Origin of the sequence: Clostridium sp. AF36-4, assembly GCF_003435975.1 — a bacterium.
Lineage (GTDB): Bacteria > Bacillota > Clostridia > Lachnospirales > Lachnospiraceae > Eubacterium_F.
Map to the genome: position 1 here is coordinate 86011 of NZ_QTVH01000009.1, position 19426 is coordinate 105436.

At 42.3% G+C, this 19426-nt stretch carries 15 protein-coding genes; 4 read left to right on the forward strand and 11 right to left on the reverse strand.

Features of this window, described 5'->3' with window-relative positions; all coding sequences use genetic code 11:
* Nucleotides 1-2 precede the first annotated feature (2 nt).
* The 4 genes from hisC to DW005_RS06825 form a co-directional block, all read right to left on the reverse strand.
* Entirely contained in the window at nt 3-1058 is a 1056-nt protein-coding gene (gene hisC / locus DW005_RS06810; protein ID WP_117478687.1) for a histidinol-phosphate transaminase, read from the reverse strand.
* Between the two features lie 52 nt (nt 1059-1110).
* Entirely contained in the window at nt 1111-2766 is a 1656-nt protein-coding gene (locus DW005_RS06815) for a S8 family peptidase (protein ID WP_181974965.1), read from the reverse strand.
* A gap of 55 nt (nt 2767-2821) precedes the next feature.
* Entirely contained in the window at nt 2822-4204 is a 1383-nt protein-coding gene (clpX, locus tag DW005_RS06820) for an ATP-dependent Clp protease ATP-binding subunit ClpX (RefSeq protein ID WP_242989381.1), read from the reverse strand.
* A gap of 74 nt (nt 4205-4278) precedes the next feature.
* Nucleotides 4279-5880 carry a trypsin-like peptidase domain-containing protein gene (locus DW005_RS06825; RefSeq protein ID WP_117478690.1) on the reverse strand — a complete coding sequence of 534 codons (1602 nt, stop codon included), beginning with the start codon at nt 5878-5880 and terminating at the stop codon, nt 4279-4281.
* Nucleotides 5881-6632: 752 nt separating this feature from the next.
* Here DW005_RS06825 and DW005_RS06830 point away from each other — a divergent pair.
* On the forward strand, nt 6633-8060 hold the full coding sequence (locus DW005_RS06830; protein WP_022377593.1) for an undecaprenyl-phosphate glucose phosphotransferase: 1428 nt from the start codon (nt 6633-6635) through the stop codon (nt 8058-8060).
* Between the two features lie 39 nt (nt 8061-8099).
* On the opposite strand, the gene DW005_RS06835 is transcribed toward DW005_RS06830, so the two are convergent.
* Nucleotides 8100-10496: an ATP-dependent DNA helicase gene (locus DW005_RS06835; RefSeq protein ID WP_117478691.1), complete on the reverse strand. Its 2397-nt coding sequence runs from the start codon at nt 10494-10496 to the stop codon at nt 8100-8102.
* Nucleotides 10497-10629: 133 nt separating this feature from the next.
* On the opposite strand from DW005_RS06835, the gene DW005_RS06840 reads away from it, so the two are divergent.
* The 3 genes from DW005_RS06840 (at nt 10630) to DW005_RS06850 (ending at nt 12557) form a co-directional block, all read left to right on the forward strand.
* A complete protein-coding gene (locus DW005_RS06840) occupies nt 10630-11007 on the forward strand; it encodes a DUF1292 domain-containing protein (protein ID WP_022377591.1) in 378 nt (125 codons plus the stop codon).
* A 189-nt stretch (nt 11008-11196) separates the two neighbouring features.
* On the forward strand, nt 11197-11727 hold the full coding sequence (locus DW005_RS06845; protein WP_181974966.1) for an RNA polymerase sigma factor: 531 nt from the start codon (nt 11197-11199) through the stop codon (nt 11725-11727).
* 113 nt (nt 11728-11840) lie between these two features.
* Entirely contained in the window at nt 11841-12557 is a 717-nt protein-coding gene (locus tag DW005_RS06850; RefSeq protein WP_147324420.1) for a hypothetical protein, read from the forward strand.
* A gap of 72 nt (nt 12558-12629) precedes the next feature.
* Here the strand turns inward: DW005_RS06850 and DW005_RS06855 are convergent, their stop codons facing one another.
* From DW005_RS06855 to DW005_RS06880, 6 genes are all read right to left on the reverse strand, one after another.
* Complete coding sequence (locus tag DW005_RS06855; protein ID WP_181974967.1) at nt 12630-12779, reverse strand: FeoB-associated Cys-rich membrane protein; 150 nt, start codon at nt 12777-12779, stop codon at nt 12630-12632.
* A 12-nt stretch (nt 12780-12791) separates the two neighbouring features.
* Nucleotides 12792-14426, reverse strand: a complete 1635-nt coding sequence (locus DW005_RS06860; RefSeq protein ID WP_181974968.1) for an endo-1,4-beta-xylanase — start codon at nt 14424-14426, stop codon at nt 12792-12794.
* A 2-nt stretch (nt 14427-14428) separates the two neighbouring features.
* A complete protein-coding gene (locus DW005_RS06865; RefSeq protein WP_117478696.1) occupies nt 14429-16309 on the reverse strand; it encodes an ATP-dependent helicase in 1881 nt (626 codons plus the stop codon).
* Nucleotides 16296-17762: a glutamate--tRNA ligase gene (gene gltX, locus DW005_RS06870; RefSeq protein WP_117478697.1), complete on the reverse strand. Its 1467-nt coding sequence runs from the start codon at nt 17760-17762 to the stop codon at nt 16296-16298. The genes DW005_RS06865 and gltX overlap by 14 nt, the downstream gene beginning before the upstream one ends.
* Before the next feature lie 24 nt (nt 17763-17786).
* Nucleotides 17787-18398, reverse strand: a complete 612-nt coding sequence (locus tag DW005_RS06875) for a cytidylate kinase-like family protein (protein WP_022377585.1) — start codon at nt 18396-18398, stop codon at nt 17787-17789.
* 107 nt (nt 18399-18505) lie between these two features.
* Nucleotides 18506-19228 (reverse strand): N-acetylmuramoyl-L-alanine amidase, encoded by a 723-nt coding sequence (locus DW005_RS06880; RefSeq protein ID WP_181974969.1) that lies wholly within the window; start codon nt 19226-19228, stop codon nt 18506-18508.
* Nucleotides 19229-19426 lie beyond the last annotated feature (198 nt).

Consider the following 19426-nt stretch of genomic DNA (forward strand, 5'->3'; position numbering starts at 1 on the left):
TTTTATGCCATAATACGGTCGATTGCCTGCAGCAGACAATCCATCTGTTGATCTGTTCCAATCGAGATTCTAAGATAATCCTTAATCCGCTCCCCATTAAAATGACGAACGAAGATTTTTTCTTTTTTCAGTTCTTCAAATAACCAGCCGGCATCCACTGAATTCGGTTTTGCAAACAAAAAATTTGTGCTGGAATCAAGCACCTCAAATCCACGGCGTCTCAATTCTTCTTTTGTCCGCTCACGAGTTGCAACCACCATTTGTTTCTTTTCCTGAAAATACTCCTCATCAGCAAGAGAAGCCGCCCCCAACGCAATAGATTCTCTCGTCATCGTATACGAGTTAATTGACTCTTTAACATCAGTCATTGCCTGAATCAAACGTTTATTTCCCATCGCATAACCGATACGCATACCTGCCATGGAACGTGATTTCGAATATGTGCGCACAACAAGCAGATTTTCATATTTTGGCAGAAGCGAAAGTGCGCTCTCTCCGCCAAAGTCAATATAAGCTTCATCCACAATCACAATGACATCCTGATTTGCCGCAATAATTTCCTCGATTTCATCCCGGCTTAACGCAAGAGAGGTCGGGGCATTCGGGTTTGCAATAACAACGCCGCCATTTTCTTTTTTATAATCATCCGGACAAATTCGGAAATCGTCTGTCAGCTTTGGACACTCGTACGGAATCCGGTAAACATTAGCCCAAACAGGATAAAACGAATATGTAACATCCGGAAACAGAATCGGCTTATCGGAATTAAAAAACGTAAGAAATGCAAGTGCCAGAACATCATCTGAACCAACACCGACAAATACCTGTCCGGCATCCAGTCCATGATACGATTCAAGTGCTGTCACTAATTCTTTTGCTGCCGGATCCGGATATAGGGCAAACCGTGAAACTTCCATTTCTTCGTGAGCCTTTTTTACCCCCGGTGACGGCGGATATGGATTTTCGTTTGTATTTAACTTTATAATATCTTTTACCTGAGGCTGTTCACCCGGAATATAAGGAACAACCTTTCGGATATTTTCTTCCCAAGCTTTCATTGGTACCCTCCTCGTTTTTTCTCCCTAAATATACTCCTTTCGCCCTCTGCCGTCAATAGTCTGTTATACTCCGGTACGCATCAACAATGCCATAACCCCACTCGGTATTCGGATAGGGTTCTCCTCTTGGCACGGCCCCTCGGATGAGCGCCTCACGCACCGTATTACTGTTTGCACCGTCATCTGCATATTCCTGCATAAAAAGTGCGCTGATTCCTGCCACAAAAGCCGCTGCTACACTTGTTCCCGTCATTGTGCCATATCGGTTTCCCGGATACGTTCCCGTCAGTTCCACGCCGGGTGCAACAACTTCCGGCTTAATGTAACCAAAAGGAGTAAAACCACGCCCTGACTGCAGATACAGGGCACCATCTCTTACGTCGTATGCCGACACTCCCGTCACAAATGGCGTTGTCGATGGATTTGTAGCCGTCATATCGGGGTCCGAATCTAAAAATACAACTTCCTTTTCCAAAAACTGCTGAATCGGAAGCCACATGGAAAACTTAGGAACTTCATAATCAAACTGTGTTCGCACTTTCCAAATTCCGGTCGTTGGATTCTGAAAGCGAAAAACGACAACCTGCTCTCTCGTCAGTTCCTGCGCTACACCAAAATAAATTTCGACCGTTGTATTTTCCGGCACGAACCGATGCTCATAGCGGATTCCTGAAACCGCACGGATTTCGCGAATTGTCTCCCCGCTCGGTGAAATGACATCCACCGACAAGCTTCCCGGCGTCTGCCACCACAACTGCCCCATAAATCCATTCATATTTGCGGATACACTGATATCTATCGTATCTTCTTTGCGGCGTATTGTGTGATGATGTCTTGTATTTCCCTCATTCCCCACACACGTTACAATTGCCACACTGCCTACCGACAAATACCGGTTCAAATAAACGCCAAGAGCTGTACTTCCGTTGTGGTTTCCCATACTGCTGCCCATACCAAGGCAGAGAATGATTGGCTTTCTCTCCTGCGCCGCCACGGAAAGTAAATAAGCAAGCCCGGTCATCACATCACTTTCCAGATAAGCCGGCACATCCGACGGGATTCTATAATAATTTCGATAACTTTCATTCGCCTGACGGCACTTAACAACAACCAATTCAGATAATGGTGCCACCCCGGAAAATTCTTCGGCTCGGTTCTCGTTTCCTGCCGCTACCCCCGCCATAAATGTTCCGTGACCAATCTCATCCTGACTTGGCACAATTTCAAACGGATTTTCCGACAAAAGTGCCTGATTCAGCTGCTCCCTTGAATACATCCGTCCGTACGGAAATTTTTCATTTCCAACCCCTTCTTCTACACTCTGATCCCAGATTGACACAATCCTTGAAGTCCCATCCGCCGCCACAAATGCCTTATGTGTAAAATCAATTCCGGTGTCCACAATCCCAATCAGTACACCCTGTCCATATAAATCAAGGGACGGCTGCCTGCGAATCCGAAGTACACCACTGGCTTCCAGCGCTTCTTCACTCATCAGACCAAAGACGTTTGGAATTGCTGAAAAACCATATTTTTGTATCGCCTCACCATTTACATTTTGAACCTGCTGGTAAATAATTGCCTGCCTGTCATCCAGCCGAATATAACAGTCCGGGTTGTACACTTCCCTTACATACCCCTCACCACGGTAATTATCCACAACGTAAATGAGAACATCCTCTGCAAAAACTGCTTCCCTGCACTGCATAAAAAAACCTCCTGCGCTTTGTTTCATCTTACGCAGAAGGTCTTACTTTTATCCATCAGCCATTACTTCGCATCAAAATCGTAGGAGAACCCTTTCCTTCAATATAATCTTTGGTAATGATAACTTTGCCAATCATTTCGTCTTTCGGAATTTCATACATAATATCCATCATAAATTCCTCGATAATGGAACGGAGTGCTCTGGCACCGGTCTTTTTCGCCGCTGCTTTTTTCGCTACCGCCATCATGGCATCATCCTCAAATTCCAAATCCACTTCATCCATCTGCAAAAGTTTGCGATACTGTTTCAAAATAGCATTTTTCGGTTTCTTCAACACCTGAACTAACAATTCCTCATCCATTGCCTGTAAGGAAAATACAATCGGCAGACGTCCGATAAACTCCGGAATCAAGCCATACTCGCGGATATCTTCGGTTTCTACTAAACGGAACAAATCTTTCTCATGGTCATACTTATCCCGAAGTTCCGAACCAAATCCAATCGTTCCCTGACTGGTAAGACGTTTTTTTATGATGTCTTCAAGCCCCGGAAAAGCTCCACCACAGATAAATAAAATGTTGCTCGTGTTCACCGTTGTCATCGGAACCATTGCATTTTTATTGGTTGCGCCAACCGGCACTTCCACATCGGCACCCTCCAACAATTTCAAAAGTGCCTGCTGCACTGATTCTCCACTTACATCACGGTTATTGGTGTTCTGCTTTTTCGCAATTTTATCAATTTCATCGATATAAACAATACCTCGCTCTGCTAATTCTACATCGTTATCTGCATTGGCAAGAAGTTTGGAAATAACACTTTCTACATCATCGCCAATATAACCGGCTTCTGTTAATGCCGTAGCATCCGTAATTGCAAGCGGCACCTGCAAAAGACGTGCAATCGTCTTAACCATAAACGTTTTTCCGCTTCCGGTTGGTCCTAACATCAGCATGTTCGACTTTTCAATTTCCACACCGTCATCGGTCTGCTCGGCAAGCACACGCTTATAATGATTATAAACGCCAACAGACAGCACTTTCTTAGCCTGCTCCTGCCCCATCACATATTCATCCAGGTTTCCTTTAATGACGTGAGGTGCCGGAAGTTTGTTAATATCCAGTGCCGGTTTTTCCTGCTTTTTCTTCTTTTTCGTTTTCACCTGATGACGCTCCTGAAATTCATTCGGTGGCTCTAACCCCATACTGCCAAGATTCATCATATCCATTCCCGGAAAACTTGGCATTCCCTGCATTCCAATCTGGTCGAACGTTTTCTGCATGCAATCCGAGCAAATCGTAATTTGATTCGGAATGGTAATCATTTTATCTACTTTACTTTCCGGACGATGGCACAAATAACAAATTTTTTCGTAACCATCGGAATCCTTTTTATGATTCTTATCATCCGGATTCATCTCTTTTATTTCTTCACTCATAGTTTCCTCCATTTTTAGCACAAATCCCACCGCACAAATATGCGGTGGGACTTATTATACCCGATTTCACTCAATTAGTAAATACTTCCGCCCCAAGGTACTACCTGAGAATTGTCATTATCATAATTGTTGTTATAATTATCGTTATTATAATCCTGACTGGAATCATTTTGCTGTTGTGTCGAACCATCATCCAATCCATCTAATGTATCTTTACCTTTGAGCACAACATCTACTTGTTTCGCTTTATAAGTTCCGTCGTTGCTTCGCTGAACGGTAACTTTAATGGTCGTACCGGCTTTTGTACTGTTTACCTTTTCCTGTACTTCCTGAATGGTCTTAACCGTCTGGTCACCAATCTTTGTAATAACATCGCCCTGTTTAATACCTGCTTTATAAGCAGCACCGGTATCGGATACTGCAGCAACATACACTCCAACCGGAATACCATATGCTTTGCTTACACTTTCTGAAATGTCTCTTCCGGTAATACCCAGATAACCTTTTTCGCTGTCTTTCAAAACTTCGCGGTCCATCAAGTCATTGATAACAGAAACTGCATCACTCATCGGGATCGCATATCCCATACCTTCAACATTTGTTGAACCGTAGGAGAAATATTTGGACGAGTTGATACCGATTACATTTCCGTTTGTATCAATCAAAGCACCACCACTGTTACCCGGATTAATCGCTGCATCTGTCTGCATCAAAACCTGCGTCGTACTCTTTCCGCTTCCATCCGATGCAGACACTTCACGGTTTTTCGCACTCAGATAACCAACGGTTACAGACTGTCCATAACCAAGAGCATTTCCGATGGCAATTACCATCTGTCCGACTTTCGCCTGATCTGAATTTCCTAAGGAAGCAACGCGAATACTTTTCTTCGTAGATTCTTTGAGGGAACTTAATTTAACGGTAATAACCGCAAGGTCATTCGACTCACTTGTTCCTTTTACCATCGCATCCGCTACCTCATTATCGTTAAAAGTAACTGAAATTTTATCCGCATCAGCTACAACGTGGTTATTTGTCACAATCAAGAGTTGGTCATTATCCTGCTTTACAATAAATCCGGAACCTGCTCCCTCGGAAGAATAAGTCTGTCCAAAGTAAGAAGTCTGGGTACTCTTCTCTGTAATCGCAACAATCGATGGCATAACCTTTTCCACGATACCGGACACATCGGCAACCGTAGCTGCTGAACCGGATACCGTTGTCAGGGCAACACCATTATTGGAACTGTTATCCACGCCCTGAATCTCGCTCTTTGTTCCGAACAAATCAGATAAGCCCTTATTTACTCCAAAGAAACATCCCGCTGCAATCACGCCAAATAAAACTGCACTGACTAAAATTTTAGGAATTGACATTCCTTTTTTTGCTTTCTTTTCTTTTTTCTTTTTCACATTCTGCGCTTCAACATTCTGGAAACGGTACGTATTATCTTCAGATGGCATCGGTGACGGCTGCACCGGCTGCTCATAATAGGTATTCTGCTGCTGTGCCGGTTCCGGCTCCGGCTGCACCGGCTGGTTCTGATTCTGGTTCTCAGTCTGCGGCTCCTGTGGTTCCTGTGAAGCCTGTGGTGCCGGATTGTCAACCATGACAAATCCATTGGCATCGTTGTTATTTTCTATGCTATTGTTATTTCCCATGTTGTTTTCGTCCATGCTAAAACTTCCTTTCGTCTTAAGTTAGGTTTATTATAGACAGTAATTGTGTTGAGAATGTGAATGATTTATAATATTTGCGTCTTGTGGGCGCTCTCGCTTGACAAATTGCGTAAGGGTATCGGCATGTAAAATACACATGCCGGATACCCACGAATTTGTACCCACAATCCACAAATGTTATAAATCATCTATAAGCAATCAAATAGCTCTGATGTGGCGGCAGGAAGGTTATGCAACCAAAATCCTTACAAACTCCCAAAAACGTTGCATGATTTTAAATTTTTTTCAAAATCATGCAACCAAAACGACTACAATTAAGAGAAAAAGTTGCATTTATCCACGAATTTGTCCTGCCAAACTCGAATAACACGGCTGAAATGCAACCTTATGAGCCAAATCAAGCCAAAAGCGTTGTTCTGTGCAAATTAAAAAACCATTAAATGTGTTTTTGCACCTCTCCACCCCTTCCTACTTAATGCTGTCAAGTGCCTTTTTTAATATTCCAGCAGTTTACCGGGAAGGATTGCAAAGAATGTGCTAGGTACACGCAGGTATCTGATATGCGAATTTTGCATATCGATACCTCTGCGCGTACCTTAAGCGGGAGCGGCACATGAGTAGCAATCCTTCCCGGTAAATTGCGAAAATAAAAAAGCCGCTGACATTTTTCTTGTGAAAAAGGCAAAAATGAGATATACTATTTATACTTATGGACATACTAAACTATAAATAGAAAGGACTGGATTGGTTTGATTAAGGGAAATCAAAAGCTCTTAAATCTTTTTCGTATATTAATAGACACGGCAATTATTGTATTTTCGTTCATCCGCGCATATTACCTGCGCTTTAGCAACGATAGCATTTTAATTCGGTGGGAATGGATTGAGGAACCGGTCGGTATTTACGGCTCGTTAAAGGATTACATGCAAATTTTGATTATGCTGATTCCTTGTTACCTCGTTTCCTATTATTTTTTCCACTTGTATGACCCAAAACGTACCAAGAGCAGAAAATCAGAAATTTTTAACATTTTAAAATCCAATGTTGTAGGAATTCTCTACTGCGTTGCCTTTCTGTTTTTTATTCGCAATGGTACTTACGCCCGTTTGTTTATTATTATTTTTGTTACGCTGAATTTTATACTGGAAGTTTTATTCCGTTTTTGCACGACAACACTTCTTCGCAAGATTCGCAGAAAAGGAATGAACCACAAACATATTTTATTAATCGGTTACAGCCGTGCCGCAGAAGGTTACATCGACAGACTATTGGCACATCCCGAATGGGGTATTTCCATTCATGGTATTTTGGACAACCATAAACCGCTTGGCTATTCTTACCGCGACATTCATGTGATTGGGCGAGTAGACGAGTTAGAGAAAATGCTGTCCGAAAATGATTACGATGAAACAGCAATTACGCTGAGCATCGACCACTACGACAGTCTGGAAGGGATTGTTGCCGTAACAGAAAAATCCGGCGTTCACACAAAGTTTATTCCGGATTACAACAATATCATTCCAACCCGTCCGTATACTGAAGATTTGGATGGACTGCCGGTTATCCACGTGAGAAATATTCCGCTTTCAAACTCGTTTAACCGTTTTTGCAAGCGTGCAATTGATATTGTAGGTGCGCTGCTTTTAATTATCCTGTTCTCCATTCCGATGGCAGTGGTGGCAGCGATTATTAAAATCACATCGCCGGGACCACTTATTTTCAAGCAGGAGCGTGTCGGTCTTCACAATAAGCCATTTAAAATGTTTAAGTTCCGCTCAATGGAAGTGCAGGACGCCTCAAAAGAAAAACAGGCATGGACAGTGCAGAACGACCCCCGCGTAACACCAATTGGCAAATTCATCCGAAAAACCAGTTTGGATGAATTACCACAGTTTTTCAATGTGTTAAAAGGCGATATGAGCCTTGTCGGACCAAGACCGGAGCGTCCGTTCTTTGTTGAAAAATTTAAGGAAGAAATTCCTCGTTACATGATTAAACATCAGGTTCGTCCGGGCATCACCGGCTGGGCGCAGGTAAACGGCTACCGCGGTGATACATCCATCCGCATGCGAATCGACTGTGATTTGTATTACATTGAAAACTGGACGTTAGGACTGGATATTAAAATTTTATTTCTGACAATTTTCAAAGGTTTCGTAAATAAAAATGCATACTAAAATTATGGCGGACTCCAAAGAATATGGAATCCGTCGTTTTTATTCCTGCCAAAACTCTGCAAGCAGTTCTTTCATCTTTTCACAATTCACAACATCAAATGGGTACCATTCCCTCGGGAACAAATCCTGATACTGCTTTTGCATAAACCGCTCATCCAAAAGAAGAATTGCCCCTTTGTCGTTTATTGTACGAATCACGCGTCCACCCGCCTGAAACACTTTATTTACTGCCGGATACAAATAGGCATACGAAAAACCATCCCCTTTTTTCTCCTCATAATAATCCTTAAATAACTCCCTTTCATGGCAGACCATCGGAATCCCGGTTCCTACTACGACCGCGCCAATCAGACATTCTTCTTTCAAATCAATTCCTTCACTGAAAATGCCTCCCATAACGCAGCATCCAATCACGCTTTTGCCTGTTTCCTCAGAAAATGCCTCCAAAAACTCTTCTCTCTCCCGCTCACGCATTTCAGGCATCTGTACAAGAATCTTCTGATTCTCTCTATTAGGAAGTCTTGTTACAATTTCATCCATAAAACGGTACGACGGGAAAAAGAGCAGATAATTTCCCTCCTTTGCTGAGATAAAACTGTCAATGTACGACGCAATCTTTTCGTATTCTGCCGCCCCGCGCCTTGTATATTTTGTCGTCACATCGCGGGCAATCATCACTTTTCTCTGTTCCGGTAAAAATACGGATTTAGCATAAACCGCGGCATCTTCCTTCTCCCCGCCAAGCTGTTCTTTATAGTAGCGGATTGGCAAAAGAGTCGCCGAGAAAAAGATGGTGCTCTGCACCCGTTCCATCACTTCTTTCAGGCAGCCGGACGGGTCCATGCACTGGATTTTAATGCGAAACTTCCGCTCCTCATCATAATCCAGATAAATCCGGTCACTCTCATCAAATTTCTCAAGCACCGCAAGAAACCGGCGGACATCAAAATAAAGCGATAAAATCGTGTCACGCTCTGGCAGTACCGGATATTCTTTTGCCACCAATTCATAATCTCCTGCCACACGAAGAAGAGCAAACTCCAGCGTTCCCGCATCCGAAATCACTTCAAATTCATCGCACTCTTTTTTCCATGCAAGCAGCACACGGTTCGCCGCCTCCAGCGATTTTTCAAATTTCCGCAGTATATAATGTACTTCCGGACGTTTTTCGTGTCGTTCCATCGCCTTCACAATCTTCTTTACTGCAAGAAAATCTTCTTTCACAAGCCTCGCACTATACATTTCCCTGCCGCGCTCCACAAGATTGTGTGCCTCATCCACCAAAAGCACCATATTTCCTTTTTTCTCAGTCGAAAAAAATCTCCGCAGATACACATTCGGATCAAAAACATAGTTGTAATCACAAATCACGGCATCTGCAAAAAGGGCGGCGTCCAACGCCATTTCAAACGGACAAACCTGATGTTTTTCGGCATATTTCTCAATCATATCCCGGCTCATTTTATGCTCATGAATTAACATGTCGTAAACCGCCTCATTCACTCGGTTATAATGCCCTTTCGCACGCTCACACTCACCCGGATTGCAGGAAACCGTGTCCATTACACACATTTTTTCCTTTGCAGTAATCGTTAGGGTTTTAAAAAGCAGTTTTTGTTTTCCAAGCAGTTCAAAACAGTCTTCCGCCACCGTTCTTGTTATCGTTTTTGCCGTCAGATAAAAAATCCGATCGCAAACTTCTTCTCCCATTGCCTTTACCGCCGGAAAGACTGTACTAATCGTCTTCCCTACCCCCGTCGGCGCTTCAACAAACAGCCGCTTTCCTTTTTCCACCGTATGATAAACCATCGCCGCCAGCTCTTTCTGCCCCGGACGATAGGAAAACGGAAAGGTAAGTTCCGTAATGGATGCATCTCTCTGCTTTTTCCAGTCATACTGATAAACCGCCCATTTTTCATATTCATCCATCAAATTCCGAAACCACTGTACAATCTCAATTCGTGAAAAAGTCTCCCGAAACCGCACCACCTGCTCGGTCTCCAGATGACAATAGGTAAGCTGCACTCCGATTTCATCCAGATTTTCATTTTCTGCCACGATATAGGCGTAGCACATTGCCTGTGCCTGATGGATAAACAACGGCTTTTCCAAATCCTGCACCGGCAGATACACGCCCTTAATCTCATCAATCACTGTCAAATCGCCATCGGTAAAAATGCCGTCCGCACGCCCTTCAATTTTCAAGGAAAAATCTTCTTCATATTCGGCACTCTTAAATTTTTGTATTGTAAATAAAGGAACCTCGGATTCATATCCAACGCCCATACTTTTTTGTATTTTTCTGTGAATACGGCTGCCAAGCTGCATTGCCTCTACATTTCTCACACCCGCGCCGCCACTTACAATATCTCCCTCGCGGAAAACAAATTCCACTAGGTTTCTTACGGATATTTTAATCGTCTTTTCTTTGCTCATACCTATAGTATAAAACGAGGATGGCACGGACGCAAGGGGTTAAAATACAATGTTTGCGCCAGAATAGTTGCATTTCCGCTAAAAACATGATACAGTTTAAGAAACAAATTAGAAATCTGAATTGGAGGAAATTATGGCAGATATTAATTATGAAGAATTAGAAGATTTGACACTTACCATGGAAGATGAAGACGGCACAACGACAGAGTGCGAACTTCAGTTTGTGTTTGAATATGATGGACAGGATTATGGTGCTTTTTGTGAGGCAGAGAATGAAACCGGTGAGTTTTATTTCTTCTCCATTGATGGCAGTACAAACTGGAAAGGAGAAACCGAGTTAGAAATTGCGCCGGTCGAAGATGATGCCCTGTTAGAACAGCTTGTCGATGTTTTGCAGCAGATTATTGATTCCGAGATGTCGGATATCGATGTCGAAGATGAGGACGATGCAGAAGAGGATGAAGACGACAGCGTCTGGGATGAATTTATTAATAAAAAATTAGAGGACTAAAAAAGTCCCTTTGTGCAGAGACGGGATATCGCTTCGCGATATATTCTCTCACAAAGGGGCTTTTTTATTTGTTTGTGTACACTTTTCACTGACTAAAATAAAGGGAAAGTTTTTTCTTGAAACTTTTTCCCCTCCCATGACAATATACTTGTGAAAGATGTCTTTTGAGCAAAAGAAAGGAAGATTCATGTGACAAAACAAGAGTTTGATGAATATGTGCAGGCGCAGGGTGCTGACATCCTTCGATTCTGCCGCATGACAACAGCGAGCAAAATAGAGGGGGATGAACTTTATCAAGATACGATGTTGAAATTGCTGGAACAATTACAGCATTTGAATGTTGATAAAAACCTCAAAAGTTACACGCTGTCTGTAGCCATCTTCCTCTGGAAAAATCAAAGAAGAAAATATGCAAGGCGAAAGCGGCTGGCATCCTTTGAAAGTTATGAAGCACAGGATGAGAGCGGCAATTTGAAAGTTATTTCGGCTGACACTAAAACACCGGAGCAAACGGTAGTGCAAAATGAAACCAATGCACTGGTGCAAAAAATGGTTTTTGATTTACCGGAAAAGTACCGCACGGTAATCGAACTATTCTACTCTGCCGATTTAAAAATTTCAGAAATTGCCACTTGTCTGCAAGTTTCAGAAAATACGGTAAAGAGCCGACTGCGCCGCGCAAAAATGATTCTTAAAAAGAAATTGGAGGCTGCCTTATGATGAATGATACTGAATTTGAAAACATCTTAAAACAAGCACTCAGACCGGATATTTCCGATGAGGAAATCCTCATAAAGGAAACTCCGTCTAGGTCAAAAAGGAGGAAAAGCACTATGAGAAAACATCGAATAATACAAAGCGCCATTGCCGCAGCCGCTTGTCTGGCACTTATTTGGGGCATTGGATATAAAACTATTAAACCGGAAAAAGCCCAGAACACAGCCGTCACAAATTCCTTTGTTGTGAAAGTCAACGCAGCAGAAATCAAACACACAAAGAAAAATCAGATGAGGGTCTATGCCAATCCCGGTTATACCTCGATGTGGTGTGGCGGCGAGGCAGGCAAACAGTTTGTTTCCTACAGTATAAATGCCCCGTTGCAGTTTGAGGGAAACAACATTAAAACGGTCACATACCGCATCAATAAGGGGCATTTCTTTGTTACAAAAGCAGAACACTCCAAATATTTCAAGGAGGGCGAATTGTGCAAAGGAAGCTCTCAATCAAATTACCGTTTCTTCACCGTAAACGCAAAAGAAACACCGGAAAAACAGTTTACTGTAAGTATAACCGATGACGACTGTAAAATTTCTTCTGCCGATGCAACGGCACTTTTCGATGGAAAAGCAGAAAGCGATTCAGAATTACACGCAAGAAACAAAGCACTTGGCAATGTTACCATAACCTGCACTGCTACATTTAATGATGGAACACAGAAATCCGTGAATATCAAAGTAAAACACCAGAAATTAACAGGAGCACAAGTTCAAAATTCAAAATTTAACAAAGACAAAAAGTATATCTTCGTTACCTTTGAAGTAGATGCCTAGAACAAGAAGTTCCCTTGTGAGAGACTATAACGCAAAGCGTTATCTCGTCTCTGCACAAGGGAACTCTTTTTTCTATTTCTTTTTCGGCTTTTTGCCACAGTTTGCACAATCGCCATGGCATCCGGAACACATCGAGGAACCACGGTCATGTGCCACATAAGTAATCACAAAGATAGCCGCAACTACAATTAACACAAGAATCAGAACACTAATTGGATTCAAACCAATCCCTCCTTATTTGGCAGCGTTCAGCACAGCAAAATAAGCTGATTTCGCTGCATAGTCTGCTCCAAAGAGCAATGGATAACTCGTTTCTCCTTTGAAATCAGACAACCAGGAATCCCCATCGGTAAGTCCCCAGAAGGTAACACCGGTAATATTGATTTTCTGATTTCTTCTGCTGTCTACCAGCATGTTAAATAATGACTGGTATTTTGTTGCTACACTCTTTTGGTCTGCTGCCGTCCGAAACGTATTGTGAATATCTAACTCCGTCAACTGAATTTCAATCTTGCCCGGATCAATCTGGTTGTACTTCTGAATTGCTACCTTTACCGCAGCAATTGTCGGACTTGTCATGGAGTAATGAGACTGCATACCAACGCCGTCACACAAGCCTTTGTCATACAAGTCTTTTACCACCTGATAAATACGGTCTCTTTTTGCCGCTGCATACTCATTGTAATCGTTTAAGAAAAGTTTCACATCTTTATCTGCATATTTACGGGCAAAAGTAAACGCATCTGTCACATAGCCGGCATCACCATATACTTTATACCAGTTGGATGATGTGCGCATCGTACCATCATCATTGACCGCCTCATTTACAACATCCCATGCATAGACAACACCCGGATAATTTTCCTGGCAGTATGTGAGAACCTTCTTGATATAGCTTTCCATTCGTTGACGCATCACATCCTTAGAAACAAGTGACTTGTCAACATTATAATCTTTATGGAAGAACCATTCCGGCGTCTGACTGTGCCATACAAGCGTATGTCCACGCAGTTTTAATCCGTTATCACTGGCAAGTTTCAATACTTTCTGAAGAATTTCTTCATTAATCAAAACATTGGTGTCGGTTCCGCGTGTCTGATTTTCTTTGCTCAGAAGTGACTCCGGTTTCATCTGGTTTTCCATTGTAATCGAATTAAACTGATTGGTAATCAGTGCCTTCGCTTTTGCGTAGGCTCCGGCTCCCTCAAGCTGCCACGTATTCACCGCTGCACCAATCTTAAAATCTTTGATGTAAGCGGTCTTTAACGTATCACTAAGCACCGGTGCTTTTACCGTAACTTTTACCTTGATGCGCTTGCCGCTGTAGGTCTTTGCACGAACCGTCGTTTTTCCGACATACTGACCGGTTACAACACCTTTGCTTGTAACGGTAGCCACTTCCGGATTGTAAGACTTCCACATCACTTTGTCGTTTGATTTCTTTGGTGAAACTACACCGGTCAATTTCACAGAATCAAATTTATTTAAAACAATGGAATTGACACTCTTTTTGTCTTCGTCCACAATACGAAGTTTCTTTGCCCCCTGCAAAACCGTAACACGGCACTTTAATTTCTTCTTTTTTCCACGGTAGGAAACGGTTGCTGTTATGGTTGCTTTTCCTTTTTTCTTTGCCTTCACTTTACCACGTGAAGAAACACTCGCAATCTTTTTCTTGGATGAACTCCAGCGCACCTTTGCCTTTCCTTTATTTTTCACCTTCAGCGTAACCGATTTTCCGGTTGCCAAGGTAACCGATTTCACATTTAATTTTCCCTTTACAGACGCCTGTGCCTGTTCTGATGCTGTCAGCCCTGCCACTTCAAACATCATTACTCCGGCAAGCACATAAGCTATTGCTTTTTTCACCTTCATCTACCTCGCTTCTTATTTATTTTATTCTTCAGAGCCGGCGAAATTTCATATAAAAATGGTGACGGCTCCGCCTCTTTATGGAAACGCTCTTTCACAAATGACAGATGCAAATATGTTTTTGCACGTGTCATTGCCACGTAAAGCATACGTCTTTCTTCTTCTAAATTTCCCTCTTGAACAGCCTTGCGGTACGGTACAATATCCTCATTTAATGTCGGCACAAACACAACCGGAAATTCCAAGCCTTTGGAGGCGTGCATCGTCATCAATGAAACACCCGGTTCTTCTTTGACCTGCTGCTTCTTCTGCTCCTGCCGTATTTCCTCCAGCGTATCCCCGTAATTTTCTACAAAAGAAAGGAACTCCGGAATGCTCTTTTTGTCGCGTGCCATCTCCTGCATTTCATCCAGCACATCAAACCAGTCATCGGCATTTACATTTCTCTCATCGGCATAAGTCTTCAAAAATTCATCGTAACCAATGCCTTTTCGTATAAAATGAATTGCCGCATAGGGTGAAAGCGATGCCAGATTTTTTAAATCATACTCAAAATTCCAGATTCGCTCTTCCATCCACTCCTGATTTTTCACCGCATAATAGGCACGGAGTTTATCAAAACTTACTTCTGATTCTGTAAAAGCCGTACGGCTTAAGTATCTGACCGGGCGGTTTGCAATCTTTAAAAATTTCTCACGGCTCCGGTTTCCAAGTGCAAGCTGCAAATAGCACATAATATCTTTTGCCATCCAAGTATCAAATAAATTCGGAAGATTTTCCCGCATGGTAAATGGAACTCCATGTTCCATCAGTTTCCCGGCCAGCAAACGCATCTGCATATTCGTCCGAAATAACACCGCCATCTCCTGATACGCAATGCCTTCTTTCTGATACATCTGTATCTGTGCCACAATCTTCTCGGCTTCATCCGGTAAATTCTCGCATTTTTTCATATGCACCGGCTGTTCCTTGCCCTTGTTTGCAACAATATGTTTTTCGTACCGTTCATTATTTTTTCCAATCAGCCGTTCTGCCGCTTTCATAATCTCATCCGAACAACGGTAATTTACGCCAAGCACAATCTGTTTTGTGTCCGGGAAGCGTTTCGGGAAAGAAAGCATGATACCCGGCTTAGCACCGCGGAATCCATAGATTGACTGGTCATCATCCCCGACAATAAACAGATTATTCTCCGGTTCTGCCAACATACAAACCGTCTCGTACTGCAAACGGTTGATATCCTGAAATTCATCAATCAGTAAATACCGAAACTGTGCCTGCCAGCGTCTGCGGATATCTTCTCTCTCTTTTAGAAGCTGATATGTATATACTACCATATCATCAAAATCAAGACAACGGTGTCTTTGTAGTTTTTCCTGATATCCCCGGTACATTTTCTGAAAAATTTCAGCGGAACACGCCGAGGAAAAATAGCAGTCTATCTCGATTCCTTCCCCTTTTACACGGCTGATTTCTTTTTCAATATCGGAAAGAAATTCCTTTTTATCGTCCACCTCGTATCCGGTTTCATTGAGTGTTTCTTCCAGAAAACGGTATTTTAATGCCGGAGTTGCAATGTCTTTTACCTCATAATGGTACGCCAGCCGCAAAATCTGAAAAAAAACAGAATGGAACGTTCCAAATCTGACTGGCAGACGCCGTCCACCCGTCATCATTTCAAAACGTTCCTTCATCTCCACTGCCGCTGCTTTTGAAAATGTTACAACAAGAATTTGTTCCGGCTTAACTCCATATTCATCAATCAATGCTTTCACACGATTGGTAATAACATAGGTTTTTCCTGCACCGGGACCCGCTAATACCATAGCAGGTCCATCCCGGTGCATAATTGCCTCTTTTTGTTCTTTATTGCACTCCATTAAGCAACTCAATTCCTTTTCTAATTCGCTTTAATGACTCTTCTTTTCCAAGAATGTCCATAATCTCATAAGCACCACCCGGTGTCATCTGTTTACCGGAAACCGCTGTACGAAGCGGCCACAGTGCCAATCCATTCTTACATTCTTTTTCAGCCACATAATCCTTTACTACTTTTTCTACATTCTCAAATGAGAAATCCGGTAATGCTTCTAATCGTGGAAGCATCTCGTTCAATACTTCCAATGAATTTTCACTGTTTGTTTTCATTTTCTTATGAGTGTACATTGCCACATCATATTCCGGCAATTCTTCAAAGAAATCAATCTTCTCCGTAATATCCGGGAATACTTCAATTCGTGTTTTTACCAAATCCGCAATTTTTTTCAAATCCAAATCTTTGGTAATCACTTTTTTGATAATCGGAAGTGCATGTTCATAATACGCATCATCGGACATCGCCTTGATATATTCACCATTCATCCAGCGAAGTTTCACAATATCAAATACTGCCGGTGATTTATTAATTCTATGATAGTCAAACACTTCTTCCAATTCTTTCAAGCTGAAAATCTCACGGTCATCCGCCGGACTCCAGCCAAGTAAAGCAACATAGTTTACAATTGCTTCCGGCAGAAAACCAAGTTCTACCAAATCCTCAAAGGAAGAATCACCACGGCGTTTGGATAACTTTTTATGCTCCTCATCCGTAATAATCGGACAATGAATATAGGCTGGCACTTCCCATCCAAAAGCCTCATACAGGCGATTGTACTTCGGTGCGGAAGACAGATACTCATTTCCACGGACAACATGTGTAATCTCCATCAAATGGTCATCAATTACATTGGCAAAGTTATAGGTTGGATAACCATCTGACTTAATCAGAATCATATCATCCAATTCATCATTTGGTGCTGTAATTTTTCCATAAATTACATCATCAAAGGATGTTTCTCCTTCCGTCGGGTTGTTCTGGCGGATAACATACGGCACACCTGCTGCCAGATTTGCCTCAATTTCCTCTTTGGTCAAGTGAAGACAATGTTTGTCGTACTTTGCAGCCTTTTCCCCTCTTGCTTCTGCTTCATCATGAAGTTTCTGCAGTCTTTCCTTTGTACAAAAACAGTAATAAGCCTCTCCTTTTTCTACGAGTTTTTTCGCATACTCAAGATATATACCGGTTTTTACACGCTCGCTCTGTACATAAGGGCCATAGCCGCCATCTTTGTCCGGACCTTCGTCATGCTTAAGTCCTGCCTGGTCCATCGTTTTATAAATCAAATCAAGAGCACCTTCAACATAACGCTCCTGATCGGTATCCTCAATACGTAGAAGGAAATCTCCGCCTTCATGTTTTGCAATCAAGTACTCATATAACGCTGTTCTTAAATTGCCTACATGCATTTTACCGGTCGGGCTCGGTGCATATCTTGTTCTAATTTTTTTACTCATTGTCTTCGTTCTCCTTTAATCTTATTACATCTGGTCTAAATATGCTTTCAGACACGCAACGGTGCCATCAATTCCGCACAAGTCACTACGAATAGCAAAATCATAATTAAGCACGTTATCCCAGCGTTCACCAGAGTGATACTTATAATAGTTCGCTCTGCTTTTATCTTTTTTCATAACCATTTCTGCTGATTTTTCTTTCGGAATTCCCTCTACCTCAATCGCACGTTTAATGCGGAAATCGAGTGTTGCGCGAATAAACAGATTGACTACATTTTCCTGATTTTTCAAAATGTAATCCGCACATCTGCCAACAATTACGCAAGGACCTTCTTTTGCCACATTGCGAATTACCTTCGACTGCGCTAAGAAAATACGGTCATCTAACGACAAACCGGAAAATCCGACATCCTGACTGGAAAATACATTCATTCCCATCGCAATGGAATAAAGCAGACTGTTGCTTGCTTTATCTTCTGCGCGCTCAAAAGCCGCCTCTGCAAAACCGGTGTCTTTTGCCGCACGAGAAATGATTTCATTATCATAAAATGGAATTCCATAAGCCTCTGCTAACTTCTTTCCGATTTCTCTTCCCCCACTGCCAAACTGTCTTGTAATCGTAATTATTTTATTCATGATAATCCCCGCCTTTCTGTAAAAAAGAACTCTTTTTTATACTTTCTATTTTACCATTTTAGCAGAGATTCGCAAGCGGTTTTTGTGCTTTAGGGACTTATATTCTGTTAAAAAAAGTTATCAATTCCGTCCGCAATTCCCTTGACAATCTTCTTCTGATAAGAAGCTTTTGCCATCTTTCTATCCTCGCTTGGATTACTCATAAAGCCCATTTCCACAATTGTAACCGGAACTTTACACCAGTTGATGCCTGTCATGCTGTTCGTGTACATAACACCACGGTTCTTTGCTCCTGTCGTTTTACACATTGCTTTTAAAACCTTTTTGGAGAGTTTCTGGCTTGCCTTACGGTTTGCTTTTGTCATATAACGGTTATTAGACGCCGGTGCTATCGTCAGTGCCCCTTTGACACTCGAGCTTCCCGCACTGTTTGCGTGAATTCGGATAAAAGCGTCCGCTTTGTATTTGTTCGCTACTTTAGCACGCTGCACATTTGACATACGGACATTATTTTTAGTACGCACCATGATTACTTTATAACCACGATTTACCAATTCTTTCTGTAACTTTTTAGCCACCTGAAGATTCAATTTATATTCCGGCAGATGTGTCACACAGCCACTCGCTCCTCCGGTCACCTTTGCCTTTCTCTGACTTGAGCCCGGTCCAATCGGCTCCGTTGCACTCATCGCACGAATCTGGTGTCCTGCATCAATTACAATCACTTTCTGTTTTTCTTCTGCCTGTGCTGTCTTTGTCTTTGCTGCTCCCGTCACACAAAGGGATAACAAAAGCACTGCTGACAAACACATAGAAATAATTCGTTTCATCCTGTTCCTCCTATTTTGCTGCTTATCCATTTTCTTAATTTTTTTCGTGATACAAAAGCCTTGTACCGCATAAAAAAGTGTATCATATCACGCCCTATCTGTAAAGAAACATCGACAGCGTATCACGCCACTCATTTTCCTTAAAACAATCATGACCACCAGCTCAGCTGGTGGTTTCCTCTGCGGCTATAAGCCTGT

Coding starts and splice junctions, on each gene's coding strand:
- hisC (WP_117478687.1), bottom strand. CDS start 1,058: ATGAAAGCTTGGGAAGAAAATATCCGAAAGGTTGTTCCTTATATTCCG.
- DW005_RS06815 (WP_181974965.1), bottom strand. CDS start 2,766: ATGCAGTGCAGGGAAGCAGTTTTTGCAGAGGATGTTCTCATTTACGTT.
- clpX (WP_242989381.1), bottom strand. CDS start 4,204: ATGAGTGAAGAAATAAAAGAGATGAATCCGGATGATAAGAATCATAAA.
- DW005_RS06825 (WP_117478690.1), bottom strand. CDS start 5,880: ATGGACGAAAACAACATGGGAAATAACAATAGCATAGAAAATAACAAC.
- DW005_RS06835 (WP_117478691.1), bottom strand. CDS start 10,496: ATGAGCAAAGAAAAGACGATTAAAATATCCGTAAGAAACCTAGTGGAA.
- DW005_RS06840 (WP_022377591.1), top strand. CDS start 10,630: ATGGCAGATATTAATTATGAAGAATTAGAAGATTTGACACTTACCATG.
- DW005_RS06850 (WP_147324420.1), top strand. CDS start 11,841: ATGAGAAAACATCGAATAATACAAAGCGCCATTGCCGCAGCCGCTTGT.
- DW005_RS06865 (WP_117478696.1), bottom strand. CDS start 16,309: ATGGAGTGCAATAAAGAACAAAAAGAGGCAATTATGCACCGGGATGGA.
- gltX (WP_117478697.1), bottom strand. CDS start 17,762: ATGAGTAAAAAAATTAGAACAAGATATGCACCGAGCCCGACCGGTAAA.
- DW005_RS06875 (WP_022377585.1), bottom strand. CDS start 18,398: ATGAATAAAATAATTACGATTACAAGACAGTTTGGCAGTGGGGGAAGA.
- DW005_RS06880 (WP_181974969.1), bottom strand. CDS start 19,228: ATGAAACGAATTATTTCTATGTGTTTGTCAGCAGTGCTTTTGTTATCC.